The sequence below is a fragment of the Streptomyces ambofaciens ATCC 23877 genome, from assembly GCF_001267885.1.
GTDB classification, from domain to species: Bacteria; Actinomycetota; Actinomycetes; order Streptomycetales; family Streptomycetaceae; genus Streptomyces; species Streptomyces ambofaciens.
Genome location: NZ_CP012382.1, coordinates 1,756,913 through 1,774,577 on the forward strand (window position 1 = coordinate 1,756,913; position 17,665 = coordinate 1,774,577).

General features: G+C 71.2%; 12 protein-coding genes. 7 read left to right on the forward strand and 5 right to left on the reverse strand.

Annotated elements, in window-relative coordinates; genetic code table 11:
* Positions 1-131 precede the first annotated feature (131 nt).
* Together SAM23877_RS07930 and SAM23877_RS07935 are read right to left on the reverse strand one after the other, a co-directional pair.
* Complete coding sequence (locus SAM23877_RS07930) at positions 132-1,034, reverse strand: tRNA (adenine-N1)-methyltransferase (RefSeq protein ID WP_053128315.1); 903 nt, start codon at positions 1,032-1,034, stop codon at positions 132-134.
* Between the two features lie 47 nt (positions 1,035-1,081).
* The gene (locus SAM23877_RS07935; RefSeq protein WP_162492094.1) at positions 1,082-2,710 is read right to left on the reverse strand and encodes a site-2 protease family protein; all 1,629 of its coding nucleotides are present in this window, start codon (positions 2,708-2,710) and stop codon (positions 1,082-1,084) included.
* Positions 2,711-2,884: 174 nt separating this feature from the next.
* Between SAM23877_RS07935 and SAM23877_RS07940 the strand changes: the two genes are divergently transcribed.
* A complete protein-coding gene (locus SAM23877_RS07940; RefSeq protein WP_053128319.1) occupies positions 2,885-3,883 on the forward strand; it encodes a RecB family exonuclease in 999 nt (332 codons plus the stop codon).
* A 14-nt stretch (positions 3,884-3,897) separates the two neighbouring features.
* On the forward strand, positions 3,898-4,569 hold the full coding sequence (locus SAM23877_RS07945) for a response regulator (protein WP_053128321.1): 672 nt from the start codon (positions 3,898-3,900) through the stop codon (positions 4,567-4,569).
* Positions 4,570-4,711: 142 nt separating this feature from the next.
* Here the strand turns inward: SAM23877_RS07945 and SAM23877_RS07950 are convergent, their stop codons facing one another.
* The 3 genes from SAM23877_RS07950 to metH all read right to left on the reverse strand — a co-directional run bounded on the left by SAM23877_RS07950 (position 4,712) and on the right by metH (position 11,102).
* Positions 4,712-6,316, reverse strand: a complete 1,605-nt coding sequence (locus tag SAM23877_RS07950) for an ABC transporter substrate-binding protein (protein WP_053128324.1) — start codon at positions 6,314-6,316, stop codon at positions 4,712-4,714.
* Positions 6,317-6,759: 443 nt separating this feature from the next.
* On the reverse strand, positions 6,760-7,461 hold the full coding sequence (locus tag SAM23877_RS07955) for an HAD family hydrolase (RefSeq protein ID WP_053128326.1): 702 nt from the start codon (positions 7,459-7,461) through the stop codon (positions 6,760-6,762).
* Between the two features lie 128 nt (positions 7,462-7,589).
* Entirely contained in the window at positions 7,590-11,102 is a 3,513-nt protein-coding gene (gene metH, locus SAM23877_RS07960; protein WP_053128328.1) for a methionine synthase, read from the reverse strand.
* 430 nt (positions 11,103-11,532) lie between these two features.
* On the opposite strand from metH, the gene SAM23877_RS07965 reads away from it, so the two are divergent.
* From SAM23877_RS07965 to SAM23877_RS07985, 5 genes are all read left to right on the forward strand, one after another.
* The gene (locus tag SAM23877_RS07965) at positions 11,533-12,297 is read left to right on the forward strand and encodes an IclR family transcriptional regulator (RefSeq protein ID WP_053128330.1); all 765 of its coding nucleotides are present in this window, start codon (positions 11,533-11,535) and stop codon (positions 12,295-12,297) included.
* 388 nt (positions 12,298-12,685) lie between these two features.
* The gene (locus SAM23877_RS07970; protein WP_053128333.1) at positions 12,686-13,480 is read left to right on the forward strand and encodes an MIP/aquaporin family protein; all 795 of its coding nucleotides are present in this window, start codon (positions 12,686-12,688) and stop codon (positions 13,478-13,480) included.
* Between the two features lie 85 nt (positions 13,481-13,565).
* Entirely contained in the window at positions 13,566-15,104 is a 1,539-nt protein-coding gene (gene glpK / locus SAM23877_RS07975) for a glycerol kinase GlpK (RefSeq protein WP_053128335.1), read from the forward strand.
* 17 nt (positions 15,105-15,121) lie between these two features.
* Positions 15,122-16,738, forward strand: a complete 1,617-nt coding sequence (locus tag SAM23877_RS07980; RefSeq protein WP_053128337.1) for a glycerol-3-phosphate dehydrogenase/oxidase — start codon at positions 15,122-15,124, stop codon at positions 16,736-16,738.
* Positions 16,739-16,860: 122 nt separating this feature from the next.
* On the forward strand, positions 16,861-17,532 hold the full coding sequence (locus SAM23877_RS07985; protein ID WP_053128339.1) for a FadR/GntR family transcriptional regulator: 672 nt from the start codon (positions 16,861-16,863) through the stop codon (positions 17,530-17,532).
* Positions 17,533-17,665 lie beyond the last annotated feature (133 nt).

Here is a 17,665-nt window from a genome sequence, read left to right on the forward strand (position 1 = left end):
CCCCGCACCCTCGCCTCGGGTCGCCTCGGGGCCAAGACGGCGGCGCCGTGGTGGAGTTCCCGAGGGGTCTCGGGAACTCCACCACGGCGCTTGTACGTTGTAGGCGGCACCGGGCCGCCCCGGGCCGGCGTCTAGCGGCCGGAGCCTCCGCCGGCGTTGGGGCCGTCGTAGTCCTCGCCGTAGGCGCCCTTGGCGGGGCGGCGGCGGCGCATGGGCGGCTCGACGCCGTCCGCGAGGCGGCGGGCGGTGAGCAGGAAGCCGGTGTGGCCGATCATCCGGTGGTCCGGGCGGACGGCCAGGCCCTCGACGTGCCAGTTGCGGATCATCGTCTCCCAGGAGGTCGGCTCGTTGAAGCAGCCGATCTCGCGGATGGACTCGACGGTCCGCGCGAGCTGGGTGGTGGTCGCCACGTAGCAGCACAGGATGCCGCCGGGCACGAGTGCCTTCTTGACGACGTCCAGGCACTCCCACGGGGCGAGCATGTCGAGGATGACGCGGTCGACGTCCGTGTCGGACAGGTTGTCCTGGAGGTCGCCCACGGTGAGCTGCCAGGCGGGGTGCGGCCCGCCGAAGTAGCGCTCCACGTTCTGCTGGGCGATCTCGGCGAAGTCCTCGCGGCGCTCGTAGGAGTGCAGCATGCCCTGGTCGCCGATGGCGCGCAGCAGGAAGCTGCTCAGGGAGCCCGAGCCGACCCCGGCCTCCACGACGCGCGCGCCGGGGAAGATGTCGGCGAAGGCGAGGATCTGCCCCGCGTCCTTCGGGTAGACGACGGCTGCCCCGCGGGGCATGGACAGGACGTAGTCGGGGAGCAGGGGGCGCAGCGCGAGGTAGGCGACGTTCCCGGTGGTGCGGACAACGCTGCCCTCGGGAGCACCGATCAGTTCGTCGTGGGGGAAGGAACCCTTGTGGGTGTGGAAGTTCTTCCCGGCCTCGAGCGTGAACGTGTAGTGGCGGCCCTTGGGGTCGGTCAGCTGAACCTGGTCCCCGACCTTGAAGGGCCCGCGCCTGCGGGCGGCACCGGTCGGTTCGGACATGTGACCAGCCTACCGGTCCCCGGCGGGGCCGCCGACCACGGCGGAGGTCAGGACGGGCGGGCCATGGCCTTGACGAAGGCGCGCTCCACGTCGGCCGCGGACAGCACGCCGTAGATCTCGCCGGTCTCCTCGACCACCAGGTACTCGGTGGCCGGGTTGGCGCGCAGGGCGTCCAGGAGTTCCTCGCCCGAGAGCTCGGCCGAGACGCGCATGCCGTCGGTGAGGTCCTGGGCGAGGCCGCTGACCGGCACCCAGGGGCGGCGGTGCTCGGGTACGCCGACGATGGCGGCCTCGCGGACCAGGGAGACGGGGATGCCGTCGGCGTCCACGACGACCAGGGCGCGGGCCCCCGAGGCGTTGGCACGCCGCAGGGCTTCGGAGAGCGGCGTGTCGGCCGGGACGGGGACGGCGCGCCGGGTGAGGGCGCGGGCGCGCAGCTCCGGGAGGTGTTCGCGCAGGCGGGCCATGCGGAGGCTGTTCCCGGCGCCGGTCCAGATGATCGCGGCGAGGATCGCGGCGAGCAGGGCGTCCATCACCGTGTCCATGCCGACGTCGTCCACGGCGCCGGAGCCGAGGGCGCTGGTGACCAGGGGCAGTCCGACCAGGACGGCGATGGCGAGGGCCCGGCCGACCCAGGCCGCGGCGACCGTGCCGGTCATCGGCTTGCCGGTGATCTTCCAGACGACGGCACGGAGCATCCGGCCGCCGTCGAGCGGGAGACCGGGGAGCAGGTTGAACGCGGCCACGAGGAGGTTGGAGATCATCAGGCCGGCCAGCAGCACGCCGGGGACCGTGCCGGGCTCGACGGGGAGCATGGCGACGTAGAAGACGCCGGCCAGGACGAGGGAGAGCAGCGGGCCGACGAAGGCCAGCACGAACTCGCGGCCGGGGGTCTCGGCCTCCTTCTCGATCTCGGAGACGCCGCCGAAGAACTGGAGCTGGATGCGGCGGACCGGGAGCTTGAAGCGGAGGGCGGCGATGGTGTGGGCCAGCTCGTGGACGAGGACGGACGCGTAGAAGGCGACCGCGAAGAAGAGGGAGACCAGGTAGCGGGCGGCGCCCAGCTCGGGCAGCACGCGGTCCAGCTGGCCGCCGAACACCCAGGTGATCAGGGCGGCGACCAGGAACCAGCTGGGCGCGACGTACACGGGCACGCCGAAGGGCCGGCCCATCAGCAGCCCGCCGCCGGGCTCCGGCCGCCGCTGCGGCGGCCTTCCCGGACCGGTCCCCTGAGCGTGGGCATCGGCACGGGGACGGTCGGGGTGGGCGTCGTAAGGACCGTGACCCGGCTCCACGGGCGGTGGGGAGGGGCGGTCACCTCCCGGTGTACCGGGGCCCTGCGCCTCGGGACGTGGTGTGCCGGGAGCCGGGGTGCCGGGGCCCGGGGTGCCGGAACCCGGTGTACCGGAACCCGGTGACGGCGGGCTCTGCGTCTCCGGACCCGGTGTCGGCGCGTCCGGTGTCGACGCGTGTTCCCCGGTCGCCGGTCCGGGGTGCTCGCCCGGGGCCGCGTCCGCCGGCCGGGGCGGCCGGGCCGCGGGGCGTTCCCCGGGCGGACCGGAATCCGCGGGGTCCGGCCGTGCGGAGCCGGTGGCCGGGGCCGTGGAGCTCGCCTCGGGCTCGGCCGGCTCCTCGCTGCCGGACCGCGGCTGCCCGTTCCCGCCGCTCACGTCCACGGTGTCCCCTCGTTCGAAGCGTCTCCCGCGCCTGCCGGACGGGAGGGTCTCGTCTCGATGGTATGCGTCCGTCGTGGCCCGTTGGCTCCGGCACCCCCGTGCTCCCCTTCTGTCGCACGGGTCGGAGCCGCGGGGCGGGGGCACTGTCAGTCGCGGGCCGTAAGGTCTGTGGGCATGGAGACGAGCATCGAGGATGTCGCGGAGGACGCCGGTGGGGCCGCCCGACCGGCGATGACGGCGACGGGCCTCTCGGGCCCCGCGGGCCCGACGACCGGCGCGGCGGCGGACGTGGCCGCCGCGGCCCCCGCGCCCACCCCCGCGGCCGTGGCGCCCGCCTCGCTCTCGCCCTCCCGGGCCGGCGACTTCATGCAGTGCCCGCTGCTGTACCGGTTCCGGGTCATCGACCGCCTCCCGGAGAAGCCGAGCGAGGCCGCGACCAGGGGCACCCTGGTGCACGCGGTGCTCGAGCGGCTCTTCGACGCCCCGGCGGCCGAGCGCACCGCACCGCGGGCGAAGGCCCTGGTCCCCGGTCAGTGGGACCGTCTGCGGGAGAGCAGGCCGGAGGTCGGGGAGCTGTTCGCCGACGACCCGGCGGGCGAGCGGCTGGCGCAGTGGCTCGGCGAGGCCGAGCGGCTCGTCGAACGCTGGTTCACCCTTGAGGACCCGAGCCGGCTGGAGCCCGCCGAGCGGGAGCTGTTCGTGGAGACCGAGCTGGACTCGGGTCTGCGTCTGCGCGGCATCATCGACCGGGTCGACGTGGCCCCCACCGGCGAGGTGCGGATCGTCGACTACAAGACGGGCAAGGCGCCCCGGCCGCAGTACGCCGAAGGCGCCCTGTTCCAGATGAAGTTCTACGCCCTGGTGGTGTGGCGGCTGAAGAAGGTCGTCCCGCGCCGACTGCAGCTCGTCTATCTCGGCAGTGGTGACGTGCTCACCTACGATCCGGTCCTCGCCGACCTGGAGCGGGTCGAGCGCAAACTGCTGGCGCTGTGGGAGGCCATCCGGCTGGCGACCGAGACGGGCGACTGGCGCCCGCGGCCCACCAAGCTGTGCGGCTGGTGCGACCACCAGGCGCACTGTCCGGAGTTCGGCGGCACTCCCCCGCCCTATCCACTGCCCGTGAGGGCGGCCGACCCCGGTGACGGCGGACAGGGCAGAATGGGGCCGGACTAGCGAAGGAGACTTACGTGGCCATCCGCGTCCTACTGGTCGACGACCAGCCGCTGCTGCGCACGGGCTTCCGGATGATTCTGGAGGCGGAGCAGGACCTCGCGGTCGTCGGCGAGGCCGGAGACGGCCTCCAGGCACTCGACCAGGTGCGGGCGCTCCAGCCCGATGTGGTGTTGATGGACATCCGCATGCCGCGGATGGACGGTGTCGAGGCGACCCGGCAGATCACCGGGCCCGAGCGGGACGGCCCGGCGAAGGTGCTGGTGCTGACCACCTTCGACCTCGACGAGTACGTGGTGGAGGCGCTGAAGGCGGGCGCCAGCGGCTTCCTGCTGAAGGACGCCCCGGCCAACGAACTGGTGCAGGCCATCCGCGTGGTGGCGAACGGCGAGGCGATGCTCGCGCCGAGCATCACCCGGCGGCTGCTCGACAAGTACGCCACGCATCTGCCCTCCGGGGACGACCCCGTGCCGAACACGTTGCACACCCTCACCGAGCGTGAGGTCGAGGTGCTGAAGCTGGTGGCCCGCGGTCTGTCCAACGCGGAGATCGCCGCCGACCTCTTCGTCAGCGAGACCACGGTCAAGACCCACGTCGGTCACGTGCTGACCAAGCTGGGCCTGCGCGACCGGGTGCAGGCCGCGGTGTACGCGTACGAGAGCGGTCTGGTCCGTCCCGGCGCGCAGTAGCAGGCCGGCCGGGCTCCTATGCGGCACGACCCGTACGAGGCACAGCGCCCGACCCGCGGCACGAGCCCTCACCCCGTCACCACGAAGGGCGCCCTCTTCCCACGGGAAGAGGGCGCCCTTCGGGTCGTGTCCGGCGGGGACGTCAGCCGCTCACGCCCCGGCCCAGCTCCCACACCTGGAGGGTGGAGGAGGAGTTGAGGACGTAGGCCGTGCCCGTGATGTCGTCGCGTGCGGCGACGTACTGCTTGCCCTGCCACAGCGGGATCACCGGGACGTCGGTGGCGGTGATCTCCTGGATCTCGTTGAGGCTGTCCACGGCGGAGAGCCGGTCGGCCTCACGACGGGACTCGGGGATCAGGGTGTTGCGGATCTGCGGGTTCGCGTACGGCGAGTTGAGGGTGTTGTCCTTGTCGAGGAACGGCGCGATGAAGCTGTCGGCGTCCGGGAAGTCGGGGAACCAGCCCATGCCGAAGACGTCGTACTCGCCCTTCAGCTCCGCCGGGCGGAACTTGTCCCAGGGAGCCCCCTGGATGTCGACGTCGAAGAGACCGCTGTCGTTCAACTGCTTCTGCAGCTGCTCGAACTCCTGCTTGGTGGCGGCACCGTAGTGGTCCGTCGTGTAGTGCATCGTGAGCTTCACGGGCGTGTTGACGCCCGCGTCCTCCAACAGGCCCTTGGCCTTGTCCGTACTCGGGTCGCCGTACTTGTTGAAGAACGAGTTGGAGTGGCCGGTGATGGTGGCCGGGACCATCGAGTACAGCGGTTCGGCCTGGGAGCCGTAGACCGCGGAGACGAGTTCGCTGCGGTTGATGAGCTGGGCCATCGCCTGGCGGACGGCCTTGTCCTTCACCGTCGCCGCGTCCGTGTTGAAGCCCAGGTAGCGGATCTCGAGACCGGCCACCTCGACCAGGTCGACGTCGGAGTCCGTGGCGTTGGAGAGCTTCTGGATCTGGTCCGGCGTCATCGCACGGGTCATCACGTCGATGTCACCCTTGTCGAGCGCCTTGCCCATGGCGTCGGCGTCCTCGAACGACACGACCTCGACCTTGTCGTTGTTCACCGTGAGACTCCCCTTGTAGTCGGGGTTCTTGGTGAACACGGCCTTGGTCATCTCGTCGCCCTCGACCTCGGCCTTCATCGTGTACGGCCCGGAGCCGTCCAGTTCGAAGCCCTCGCGCAGCTTGCCCTTCTCGTAGTCGTCCGGGTTGACGATGCCGGCGACCGGGGTCGACAGCTTGTACGGGAAGGTGGCGTCGGCGGTCTTGAGGTGGAAGATGACCTCGCTGTCGCCCTGCGTCTCGATCGTGTCGACGGTCGAGAGCAGACCGAACACCTGGCTGTCCGCCTTGATGGACAGGGCGCGCTCGATGGAGTACTTCACGTCCTCCGCGGTGACGGCGTCGCCGTTGGCGAACTTCAGACCGTCACGCAGGGTGCACGAGTAGCGCTCGTTGCCGGTGTCGGTGAAACCGCACTGCTCGGCGGCCTCGGGCACGGGTTCACCGTCGCCGCGGGGCTGGATCATCAGGGTCTGCGTGGTCTGACGCAGGATGTTCCAGGTGCCGACGTCGTAGGCGAACGCCGGGTCGAGGGGCGCGGGTGCGTCCTCGGAGGCGGTGAACCGGTCCGTGGTGCCGACGACGATCGCGTCCCCGCCGCCGCTGCCGCTGTCGGAGTCGCCGCAGGCGGCGAGCACCGGCGCGAGCAGGCCGACGACGGCCGGCAGCACCAAAGTCTTGCGGTTCATGCTCGAGTTTCTCCAGAGCTGTCGGTCCGTGTATCCGGCATGCAGGGGTGTCGCGGCGGATCACGGGGGTAGTGGCCGATGTTCTCGCGACGAGATTAGTCCGCGCCCGCACGGGGGTTCGCAGCCAGTGGAGTTGAGGGCTCATCACGGAGCGAAACCGGGTGCGGACACACCGAAAACCCGACAGTGGAAGGATTAGTGCAGGCTTTCACCAATCAGGACACAAGGGCGCCTCGACAACGTTCGCCAAGCCCGGAACAGCACACCTACGCCCTCATGTCGACCCCGCGCAAGGTGGCGAACGTCACACTTCGGTCGGGTCGACGAGTGCTCCTATTCAGCCATCCTGAACGGCCGCAATTCCCCACCCGTCTCCCCCTGTTGACGCGGACACGCAGTTCCCGGAATTACCGCGTTATCGGCGCCGCACGCTCGGTGAACACCTAGCGCATTCGTGTGATCAGGCCGCGCAGAAATGCCAGGTCGACCTCTTCCAGCGAGCCGACCACCGTGCGCCGGAGCGCCGGGGTGATGGGCGCGACCGAGGGCACGGCCACGACGTGGCAGCCCGCGGCCTCGGCGGCGGCGACCCCGGTCGCGGTGTCCTCCACGACGGCGCACCGGGCCGGGTCCACGCCGAGTCCGGTCGCGGCGGCCAGGTACGGGTCGGGGTGCGGCTTGGTGCGGGGCACCTCGTCGCCGGCGACGGTGAGGGCGAAGTACTGGGGGCCGAGCGAGGCGAGGACGCGGTCGATGATGCGTCGGTGCGAGGCGGAGACCAGGGCCGTGGGGATCTCGTGCGCGGCGAGCTCGGCGAGCAGCCGGGCGGCTCCCGGCATGAGCGGCAGGGCGCGGTCGATGCGCTGCTCGAAGCCGTCGTTGAGCAGCACGCTCAGCTCGGCGAGGGTGATGTCGGCCCCGGTCGCCTCGATCAGGAAGCCGGCGCTGCGGCTCATGGGACCGCCGACGACCACATGGCGCCACGAGTCGTCCAGGGTGTGACCGAGGGAGGCGAAGACCTCCACCTCGACGTCCCACCAGAAGCCCTCGGTGTCCACCAGGGTGCCGTCCATGTCGAGCAGCACGGCCTGCAGGGCGGAGCCTTCGGCCGTACGGGTTCCGAGTGCGGGGACCGTACTGGTCATCCACGTACCTCCTTGAGGGACGATCAGGCCGGTTCCCACGGGGGAACCGGCCTGCGGTGGACCGACCAGTGTACGTCGTACGGGTCGAGAACGCCTGGTGTGGCCCGTGCGGCGGGTACGGGGGGGCCTCAGCGGGCGTTGAAGTACTTGGCCTCCGGGTGGTGGATCACGATGGCGTCGGTGGACTGCTCGGGGTGGAGCTGGAACTCCTCCGACAGGTGGACCCCGATGCGTTCCGGCCGCAGCAGGTCGGCGATCTTGGCGCGGTCCTCCAGGTCGGGGCAGGCGCCGTAGCCGAGGGAGAAGCGGGCGCCCCGGTACTTCAGGGCGAACATGTCCTCCATCTCGGCGGGGTCCTCCCCCGCGAAGCCGAGCTCGGAGCGCACGCGCGCGTGCCAGTACTCGGCGAGGGCCTCGGCGAGCTGGACCGACAGTCCGTGCAGTTCGAGGTAGTCGCGGTAGGCGTTGGCCTCGAACATCCGGGCCGTCTCCTCGCCGATCCGGGAGCCGACGGTGACGACCTGGAAGCCGACGACGTCGGTCTCGCCGGACTCCTCCGGGCGGAAGAAGTCCGCGAGGCACAGCCGCCGGCCGCGGCGCTGGCGCGGGAAGGTGAAGCGGGTGCGCTCGTTGCCCGCGTCGTCGAGGACGATCAGGTCGTCGTCCTTGGAGACGCAGGGGAAGTAGCCGTAGACCACGGCCGCCTCCAGCAGGTTCTCCGTCTGGAGCCGGTCCAGCAGCCCGCGCAGCCGCGGCCGGCCCTCGGTCTCGACCAGTTCCTCGTACGACGGCCCCTCGCCGGTGCGGGCCTGCTTGAGGCCCCACTGGCCCTTGAACAGGGCGCCCTCGTCGAGCCAGGACGCGTACTCCTTGAGCTGGATGCCCTTGACGACGCGCGTGCCCCGGAAGGGCGGCTCGGGGACGGGGTTGTCGACGGCGACGTCGGAGCGGACGTGTCCCTCCTCGGGCCGCTCCTCGACCTCCACCGTGGCCGCCCGCACGCGGCGCTGGCGCAGCTCGGGCAGCTGCGCGCCGGGCACGCCCCGCTTGATGCCGATCAGCGCGTCCATCAGCCGCAGGCCCTCGAAGGCGTCGCGGGCGTAGCGGACCTCGCCGTCGTAGATCTCGTGCAGGTCCTGCTCGACGTAGGCCCGGGTGAGGGCCGCGCCGCCGAGGATCACCGGGTAGTCGGCGGCCAGCTTGCGCTGGTTGAGCTCCTCCAGGTTCTCCTTCATGATCACCGTGGACTTGACCAGGAGCCCGGACATGCCGATGACGTCGGCTCGGTGCTCCTCGGCCGCCTCCAGGATGGCGGAGACGGGCTGCTTGATGCCGAGGTTGACGACGGTGTAGCCGTTGTTCGACAGGATGATGTCGACGAGGTTCTTGCCGATGTCGTGCACGTCGCCGCGGACGGTGGCCAGCACGATCGTGCCCTTGCCGTCGTCGTCGGTCTTCTCCATGTGCGGCTCCAGGTGGGCCACCGCGGTCTTCATGACCTCGGCGGACTGGAGCACGAACGGCAGCTGCATCTGACCGGACCCGAAGAGCTCGCCGACGACCTTCATGCCGTCCAGCAGGGTCTCGTTGACGATGTCGAGGGCCGGACGCTCCTGGAGGGCCGCGTCCAGGTCCTGCTCCAGGCCGTTCTTCTCGCCGTCGATGATGCGCCGCTTGAGCCGCTCCTCCAGCGGGAGCGCGGCCAGCTCCTCGGCCTTGGACGCCTTCAGCGACTTCGCGGTGGCGCCCTCGAAGAGCTGCATGAGCTTCTGCAGCGGGTCGTAGCCCTCGCGGCGGCGGTCGTGGATCAGGTCGAGGGCGGTGGTGACCTGCTCCTCGTCGAAGCGGGCGATCGGCAGGATCTTCGAGGCGTGCACGATCGCCGAGTCCAGGCCGGCCTTCACGCACTCGTCCAGGAAGACGGAGTTCAGCAGGATGCGGGCGGCCGGGTTGAGGCCGAAGGAGATGTTCGACAGACCGAGGGTGGTCTGCACGTCCGGGTGGCGCCGCTTCAGCTCCCGGATGCCCTCGATGGTGGCGATGCCGTCCTTGCGGGACTCCTCCTGACCGGTGCAGATGGTGAAGGTCAGACAGTCGACGAGGATGTCCGACTCGTGGATGCCCCAGTTGCCGGTCAGGTCCTCGATCAGCCGTTCGGCGATCTCGACCTTCTTCTCGGCGGTGCGGGCCTGCCCCTCCTCGTCGATGGTCAGCGCGATCAGCGCGGCGCCGTGCTCCCGCGCCAGCGCGGTGACCTTGGCGAAGCGGGACTCGGGACCGTCGCCGTCCTCGTAGTTGACGGAGTTGATCACCGCGCGGCCGCCCAGCTTCTCCAGACCGGCCCGGATCACCTCCACCTCGGTGGAGTCCAGCACGACCGGCAGCGTCGAGGCGGTCGCGAACCGACCGGCCAGCTCCTCCATGTCGGCCACCCCGTCGCGGCCCACGTAGTCCACGCACAGGTCCAGCATGTGCGCGCCCTCGCGGATCTGGTCGCGGGCGATCTCCACGCAGTCGTCCCAGCGGCCGTCCAGCATGGCCTCGCGGAACTTCTTGGACCCGTTCGCGTTCGTCCGCTCGCCGATCGCCAGGTACGACGTGTCCTGGCGGAAGGGCACCGACTGGTAGAGGGAGGCCGCGCCCGGCTCCGGGCGCGGGTGCCGCTCGGTCGGCGCGGTGCCGCGGACCCGCTCCACGACCTGCCGCAGGTGTTCGGGCGTGGTGCCGCAGCAGCCGCCCACCAGCGAGAGGCCGTACTCGCGGACGAAGGTCTCCTGGGCGTCCGCCAGCTCCGGCGCGGTCAGCGGGTAGTGGGCGCCGTCCTTGCCGAGGACGGGCAGACCGGCGTTGGGCATGCAGGACAGCGGAATGCGGGAGTGGCGGGCCAGGTAGCGCAGGTGCTCGCTCATCTCGGCCGGACCGGTCGCGCAGTTCAGCCCGATCATGTCGATGCCGAGCGGCTCCAGCGCGGTCAGGGCGGCGCCGATCTCGGAACCGAGGAGCATCGTCCCGGTGGTCTCGACCGTCACGGACACGATCACCGGGACGTCGAGGCCGAGGGCGTCCAGGGCGCGCCGGGCGCCGAGCACGGACGCCTTGGTCTGGAGCAGGTCCTGGGTGGTCTCCACCAGCAGCGCGTCCGCGCCGCCCGCCACCAGCCCCTCGGCGTTGCGCTGGTAGGCGTCGCGCAGGATCTGGTAGGGGGCGTGGCCGAGGGTGGGGAGCTTGGTGCCGGGGCCCATGGAGCCGAGCACCCAGCGCTGCCGGCCGTCCCGGGCGGCGAACTCGTCGGCGACCTCGCGGGCCACCCGCGCGCCGGCCTCCGACAGCTCGTGGACCCTTTCGGGGATGTCGTACTCGCCGAGAGCCGAATGGTTCGCGCCGAAGGTGTTGGTCTCCACGCAGTCCACACCGGCGGCGAAGTACTCCTCGTGCACCGAGCGCACGATGTCGGGCCGGGTCAGGTTCAGGACCTCGTTGCAGCCCTCCAGCTGCTGGAAGTCGTCCAGCGAGGGGTTCTGCGCCTGGAGCATGGTGCCCATCGCGCCGTCGGCGACCACCACACGGGTGGCGAGCGCCTCGCGCAGGGCGGACACACGGGTCCGGGTGTCGGCGGAAGGGGTGGACGGCGACGAGGCCATGAAGGGGCTCCCTAGGATGCGACGGCTGTCGGCTTTGCGCTGCCCGGGACCTTCCGCAGGGAACGTCCCGGGGAGGACGCACGCCGCCAGGGTAGCCGGGACCGGAGGTCCACGGTCAGGGCGTCCACGACACGGACGCGGATGGCGGGGCGGACAGCCGCCGAAGGAGTGACCTTCCGGCGCGAGGACCGGCCCGCGCCGCGCCCGGCGACGGCCCACCGACGGCCCCCGGCGGCCCGGTGACGGCCCCGCGCGCCCCCAGGGAGAGGGCCCGCGGGAAGGGATACGGGCCACCGCCGCGTGGCCGAAGTGCAACAGTTGCCCACCGACCATTAGCGGGAGGTCGGCATCGACCGGTAGTGTTCGGCATTGCCGAACGACGTCAGCGTCGCCGAGGTCGGCAGTCGAAGGGGACGGAGGCAGTACGTCGATGGCACGGAACATCCAGTCGCTCGAACGGGCGGCCGCGATGCTGCGCCTGCTCGCGGGCGGCGAGCGGCGGCTCGGCCTGTCGGACATCGCCTCGTCGCTGGGACTGGCCAAAGGCACCGCCCACGGCATCCTGCGCACCCTCCAGCAGGAGGGCTTCGTGGAGCAGGACGACGCGTCCGGGCGCTACCAGCTCGGCGCCGAGCTGCTGCGCCTGGGCACCACCTACCTCGACGTGCACGAGCTGCGGGCCCGCGCCCTGGTGTGGACGGACGACCTGGCGCGCTCCAGCGGCGAGAGCGTCCACCTGGGCGTCCTGCACCAGCAGGGCGTCCTGATCGTGCACCACGTCTTCCGGCCGGACGACAGCCGGCAGGTCCTGGAGATCGGGGCCATGCAGCCCCTGCACTCCACGGCCCTGGGCAAGGTGCTGTCGGCGTACGACCCGGTCGCGCACAGCGAGGCGCTGGAGGCCGACCGCAAGGCGTTCACGGACCGGACCGTCTGCGAGCCGGACGGTTTCGAGAGCATCCTGGACATCACGCGCGCGCGTGGCTACGCGGCCGACGTCGAGGAGACCTGGGAGGGTGTCGCCTCCATCGCCGCACCCATCCACGACCGCAGGCGCATGCCGGTCGGAGCGGTCGGCATCACCGGGGCCGTGGAGCGGCTGTGCCGGGACGGCGAGCTGCGGCCCGAGCTGGTCGCGGCGGTGCGGGACTGCGCCCGCGCGGTGTCGCGGGACCTGGGCGCCGGGCGCTTCTAGACGCCCGGCCGCGGACACGATCGTGAGGACCGGGACGCCGGACGGCGTCCCGGTCCTCACGTGCGTCCCGGGGCGGACCCGCCAGGGATTCCCACCCGCGCGGACGCGCACCCGCGGAGCCGGTCCGCCCGTCGTCCGCCCGGCCCCGTGAACCGATAACCCGCGACGATCAATAACGATCGTGCTTTCGATTACAGAGCTCTTGACGCATGTGTGACGGCGAAGCGAGACTCGCGTCCATCGGTCGGCATTGTCGAACACCTACCGGCAATACGCGTTAGAGTGTGACAACGCCAAGGGCCGCCATCGCTCTCACACCGAGGGCGCCGGAACACCCGGAGGGACCCGGGGTTCGGCTTCCCCTGGACGAAGGACAAAGGAGTCGCGGGTGTCCAGCTCCGACATCTTCATCGGCGAGACCATCGGTACCGCCATACTCATCCTGCTCGGCGGCGGTGTCTGCGCCGCCGTGACGCTCAAGGCCTCCAAGGCCCGCAACGCCGGATGGCTCGCCATCACCTTCGGGTGGGGCTTCGCCGTCATGACGGCGGCGTACATCTCGGGTCCGCTCTCCGGTGCCCACCTCAACCCGGCCGTCACGGTCGGCATCGCGATCAAGGACGGTGACTGGAGCAACACCCCGACCTACTTCGCGGGTCAGCTCCTCGGCGCCATGATCGGCGCGGTCCTGGTCTGGATCGCCTACTACGGCCAGTTCCAGGCCCACCTCACCGACCGGGAGATCGTCGGCGGTCCCGGCGCGCAGGACACGACGGCCAAGGCCGTCGAGGCCCAGGAGAAGGGCGCCGGCCCCGTCCTCGGCGTCTTCTCCACCGGCCCCGAGATCCGGCACACGGTGCAGAACCTCGCCACCGAGATCATCGGCACCTTCGTCCTGCTGCTCGCCATCCTCACCCAGGGCCTCAACGACGAGGGCAACGGCCTGGGCATCCTGGGCGCCCTGGTCACCGCGTTCGTGGTGGTCTCGATCGGCCTGTCCCTCGGCGGCCCGACGGGCTACGCGATCAACCCGGTCCGTGACCTCGGCCCGCGCATCGTGCACGCCCTGCTGCCCCTGCCCAACAAGGGCGGCTCCGACTGGTCCTACGCCTGGATACCGGTCGTCGGCCCGCTGATCGGCGGTGCGATCGCCGGAGGTGTCTACAACGTCGCGTTCGCCTGAGCGGACCTCCGCTCGGTCATCATCGAGCCGCAGTACACGCGCCGTACGCACCGGCCACCCCACCACGGAACCCCAGGAGCACACAGTGACCGACGCCCACACCGCAGGCCCCTTCATCGCCGCGATCGACCAGGGCACCACCTCCTCGCGCTGCATCGTCTTCGACCGCGACGGACGCATCGTCTCCGTCGACCAGAAGGAGCACGAGCAGATCTTCCCCAAGCCGGGCTGGGTCGAGCACGACGCCACCGAGATCTGGACCAACGTCCAGGAGGTCGTCGCCGGGGCGGTCGAGAAGGCCGGCATCACCCGCGACGACATCAAGGCCATCGGCATCACCAACCAGCGTGAGACCACGCTGGTCTGGGACAAGAACACCGGCGAGCCCGTCCACAACGCCATCGTCTGGCAGGACACCCGCACCGACGCCCTGTGCCGGGAGCTCGGGCGCAACGTCGGCCAGGACCGCTTCCGCCGCGAGACCGGCCTGCCCCTCGCCTCCTACTTCGCCGGTCCCAAGGCACGCTGGCTGCTCGACAACGTGGAGGGCCTGCGCGAGCGCGCCGACGCGGGCGACCTGCTCTTCGGCACCATGGACACCTGGGTCATCTGGAACCTGACCGGCGGGGTGAACGGCGGCAAGCACGTCACCGACGTCACCAACGCCTCCCGCACCATGCTGATGAACCTGCACACCATGCAGTGGGACGAGAAGATCGCCGAGTCGATCGGCGTGCCGACGCAGATGCTCCCCGAGATCCGCTCCTCCGCCGAGGTCTACGGCGAGATCACGGGCGGCAGGCTGGGCGAGCTGCTCGGCGGCATCCCGGTGGCCTCCGCGCTCGGCGACCAGCAGGCGGCCCTGTTCGGCCAGACCTGCTTCTCCGAGGGCGAGACCAAGTCGACCTACGGCACCGGCACCTTCATGGTGATGAACACCGGTGACAAGCTCATCAACTCCTACTCGGGCCTGCTCACCACCGTCGGCTACAAGATCGGCGACCAGGACACGGTCTACGCCCTGGAGGGCTCGATCGCCGTCACCGGTTCGCTGGTGCAGTGGATGCGCGACCAGATGGGCCTGATCTCCACCGCCGCCGAGATCGAGACCCTCGCCCTCACCGTCGAGGACAACGGCGGCGCCTACTTCGTGCCGGCCTTCTCCGGTCTGTTCGCCCCGTACTGGCGCTCCGACGCCCGCGGTGTGATCGCCGGTCTCACCCGGTACGTCACCAAGGCGCACCTCGCGCGCGCCGTCCTGGAGGCCACCGCCTGGCAGACCCGCGAGATCGCGGACGCCATGACGAAGGACTCCGGGGTGGAGCTGACCGCCCTCAAGGTCGACGGCGGCATGACCTCCAACAACCTGCTGATGCAGACCCTCGCCGACTTCGTGGACGCCCCCGTGGTGCGCCCGATGGTTGCCGAGACCACCTGCCTCGGCGCCGCCTACGCCGCCGGTCTGGCCGTCGGCTTCTGGAACAGCACCGACGACCTGCGCGCCAACTGGCGACGGGCCGCCGAGTGGACCCCCCGCATGGACGCGGAGACCCGCGACCGTGAGTACAAGAGCTGGCTCAAGGCCGTCGAGCGGACCATGGGCTGGATCGCCGACGAAGACTGACTAGGAGCAAGACCGCAATGACCACTCAGCCCACCCTGCAGTCCGTGCCTGCCCTGGGGACGCACTCGGCCTCCGGCTCCAACCCGAGCCGGGCCGAGACCCGGGAGCAGCTCTCCAAGGCGTCGTACGACCTTCTCGTGATCGGCGGCGGCATCCTCGGCATCTCCACCGCCTGGCACGCCGCGCAGTCCGGCCTCAGGGTGGCCGTGGTCGACGCCGGCGACTTCGCCGGCGCCACCTCCTCAGCCTCCTCCAAGCTGCTCCACGGCGGACTGCGCTACCTGCAGACCGGCGCGGTGAAGCTGGTGGCGGAGAACCACTTCGAGCGCCGTGCGGTCTCCCGCCAGGTGGCCCCCCACCTGGCGAACCCGCTCACCTTCTACCTCCCCGTGTACAAGGGCGGGCCGCACGGCGCGGCGAAGCTGGGGGCCGGCGTCTTCGCGTACTCGGCCCTGTCCGCCTTCGGTGACGGCGTCGGCCACCTGCTCTCCCCGGCCAAGGCCGCGCAGGACGTGCCGGAGCTGCGCACCGACAACCTCAAGGCCGTGGCCGTGTACGGCGACGACCAGATGAACGACGCCCGCATGGCCCTGATGACCGTCCGCGCGGCGGTCGAGTCCGGCGCGGTCGTCCTGAACCACGCCGAGGTGACCGGCCTGCGGTTCACCCGGGGCCGGGTGACCGGCGCCGAGCTCAGGGACCGGATGTCCGGCGACGAGTTCGGGGTGAACGCCCGCCTGGTGCTCAACGCCACCGGTCCCTGGGTCGACCACCTGCGCCGGATGGAGGACCCGGACGCCGCGCCGTCCATCCGCCTGTCCAAGGGCGCGCACCTGGTGCTCAAGCGCACCGCCCCCTGGAAGGCCGCGCTCGCCACGCCGATCGACAAGTACCGGATCACCTTCGCCCTCCCCTGGGAGGACATGCTGCTGCTCGGCACGACCGACGAGGAGTTCGAGGGCGACCCGGGGGACGTCTCGGTCAACGAAAAGGACATAGCCCAGATCCTCGACGAGGCCGCGTTCTCCATCCGCGACCAGCAGCTCGACCGGGACCTGATCACGTACTCCTTCGCGGGTCTGCGCGTGCTGCCGGGCGGTCCCGGTGACACCGCGAAGGCGAAGCGCGAGACGGTCGTCACCGAGGGCCGGGGCGGCATGCTGTCCGTCGCCGGCGGCAAGTGGACCACCTTCCGCCACATCGGCCGTACGGTCATGAAGAAGCTGGAGGCGCTGCCGGGCCACCCCCTGGGCGACGACTTCGAGCCGATCGCCTCGCTGCCGAAGAAGCTGCCGCTGCCCGGCGTCGCCAACCCGCGCGCGGTCGCCCACCGGCTGCTGGTGGACGGCCCGGCGCCCGGCCCCCGCATGGCGGCGGACACCGCCAGGCACCTGGCCACCCACTACGGTTCGCTGGCCTTCGACATCGCCCGGCTCGCCAACGAGAACCCGGAGCTGGCCACGCGCGTCCACCCGGACGCCCCGGAGATCTGGGCACAGGTCGTGTGGGCGCGGGACAACGAGTGGGCCCAGACGCCGGACGACGTGCTGCGCCGCCGGACGACGCTGACGATCCGCGGCCTGGCCACGGACGACGTCCGCGCGAAGGTCCAGGACCTGCTCGACGAGAAGTGAGACCCCCGTCCGCCGCCCACCGGCGCACCACCGGTGGGCGGCGGGCGGCGGTCCGTGAGACCCCCATAATGTCCTGAGACATCGGATGTCTGAGCGGCATCCCGGACACAGGGAGGTCGGCCGTGGCGGTCACCGACGAGGCGATCGAGAAGATCAAGGACATGATCGTCTCCGGCGCGCTGCGGCCGGGTGACCGGCTGCCCAGGGAGAGCGAGCTCGCCGCCGCCCTCGGCCTGTCCCGCAACTCCCTGCGCGAGGCCGTGCGCGCACTCTCCCTGATCCGGATCCTGGACGTGCGCCAGGGCGACGGCACCTATGTCACCAGCCTGGACCCGCAACTCCTGCTGGAGGCCCTCAGCTTCGTCGTCGACTTCCACCGCGACGACACGGTGCTGGAGTTCCTCGCCGTGCGCCGCATGCTGGAGCCGGCCGCGACCGCGCTGGCGGCCGCCCGGATCAGCGAGCGGGAACTGGACGCGCTCGCCGCCCGCCTGGACGCCCTCGGCACCGAACCGTCGGTGGAGGAACTGGTCGCCTGCGACCTTGAGTTCCACCGGAGCATCGCGGGAGCGTCGGGCAACTCGGTCCTGTGCTCCCTCCTCGACGGGCTGTCCGGCCCCACCACCCGGGCCCGGGTCTGGCGCGGCCTCACCCAGGAGGACGCGGTCGGCCGCACCCTGCACGAGCACCGCGCGATCCTCGCCGCGCTGCGCGACCGGGACGCGGAGGCGGCGCGTTCGTGGGCGACGGTGCACATCGCGTCCGTGGAGCAGTGGCTGCGTTCCAGCCTCTGAACGTCCCGGCCGGTGGTGCGGTGGCGCGTCGGGTGTCCGGGCGCCGGGAACGGGGCAGTGATCCGTTCACCAGCCCGCGCAAGGGGGCTGCGGAGGGCCCCTCCGCACGCCGTAAGGTTGGGGGGTACGCGAG

Coding starts and splice junctions, on each gene's coding strand:
- SAM23877_RS07955 (WP_053128326.1), bottom strand. CDS start 7,461: ATGACCAGTACGGTCCCCGCACTCGGAACCCGTACGGCCGAAGGCTCC.
- SAM23877_RS07940 (WP_053128319.1), top strand. CDS start 2,885: ATGGAGACGAGCATCGAGGATGTCGCGGAGGACGCCGGTGGGGCCGCC.
- metH (WP_053128328.1), bottom strand. CDS start 11,102: ATGGCCTCGTCGCCGTCCACCCCTTCCGCCGACACCCGGACCCGTGTG.
- SAM23877_RS07950 (WP_053128324.1), bottom strand. CDS start 6,316: ATGAACCGCAAGACTTTGGTGCTGCCGGCCGTCGTCGGCCTGCTCGCG.
- SAM23877_RS07980 (WP_053128337.1), top strand. CDS start 15,122: ATGACCACTCAGCCCACCCTGCAGTCCGTGCCTGCCCTGGGGACGCAC.
- SAM23877_RS07930 (WP_053128315.1), bottom strand. CDS start 1,034: ATGTCCGAACCGACCGGTGCCGCCCGCAGGCGCGGGCCCTTCAAGGTC.
- SAM23877_RS07965 (WP_053128330.1), top strand. CDS start 11,533: ATGGCACGGAACATCCAGTCGCTCGAACGGGCGGCCGCGATGCTGCGC.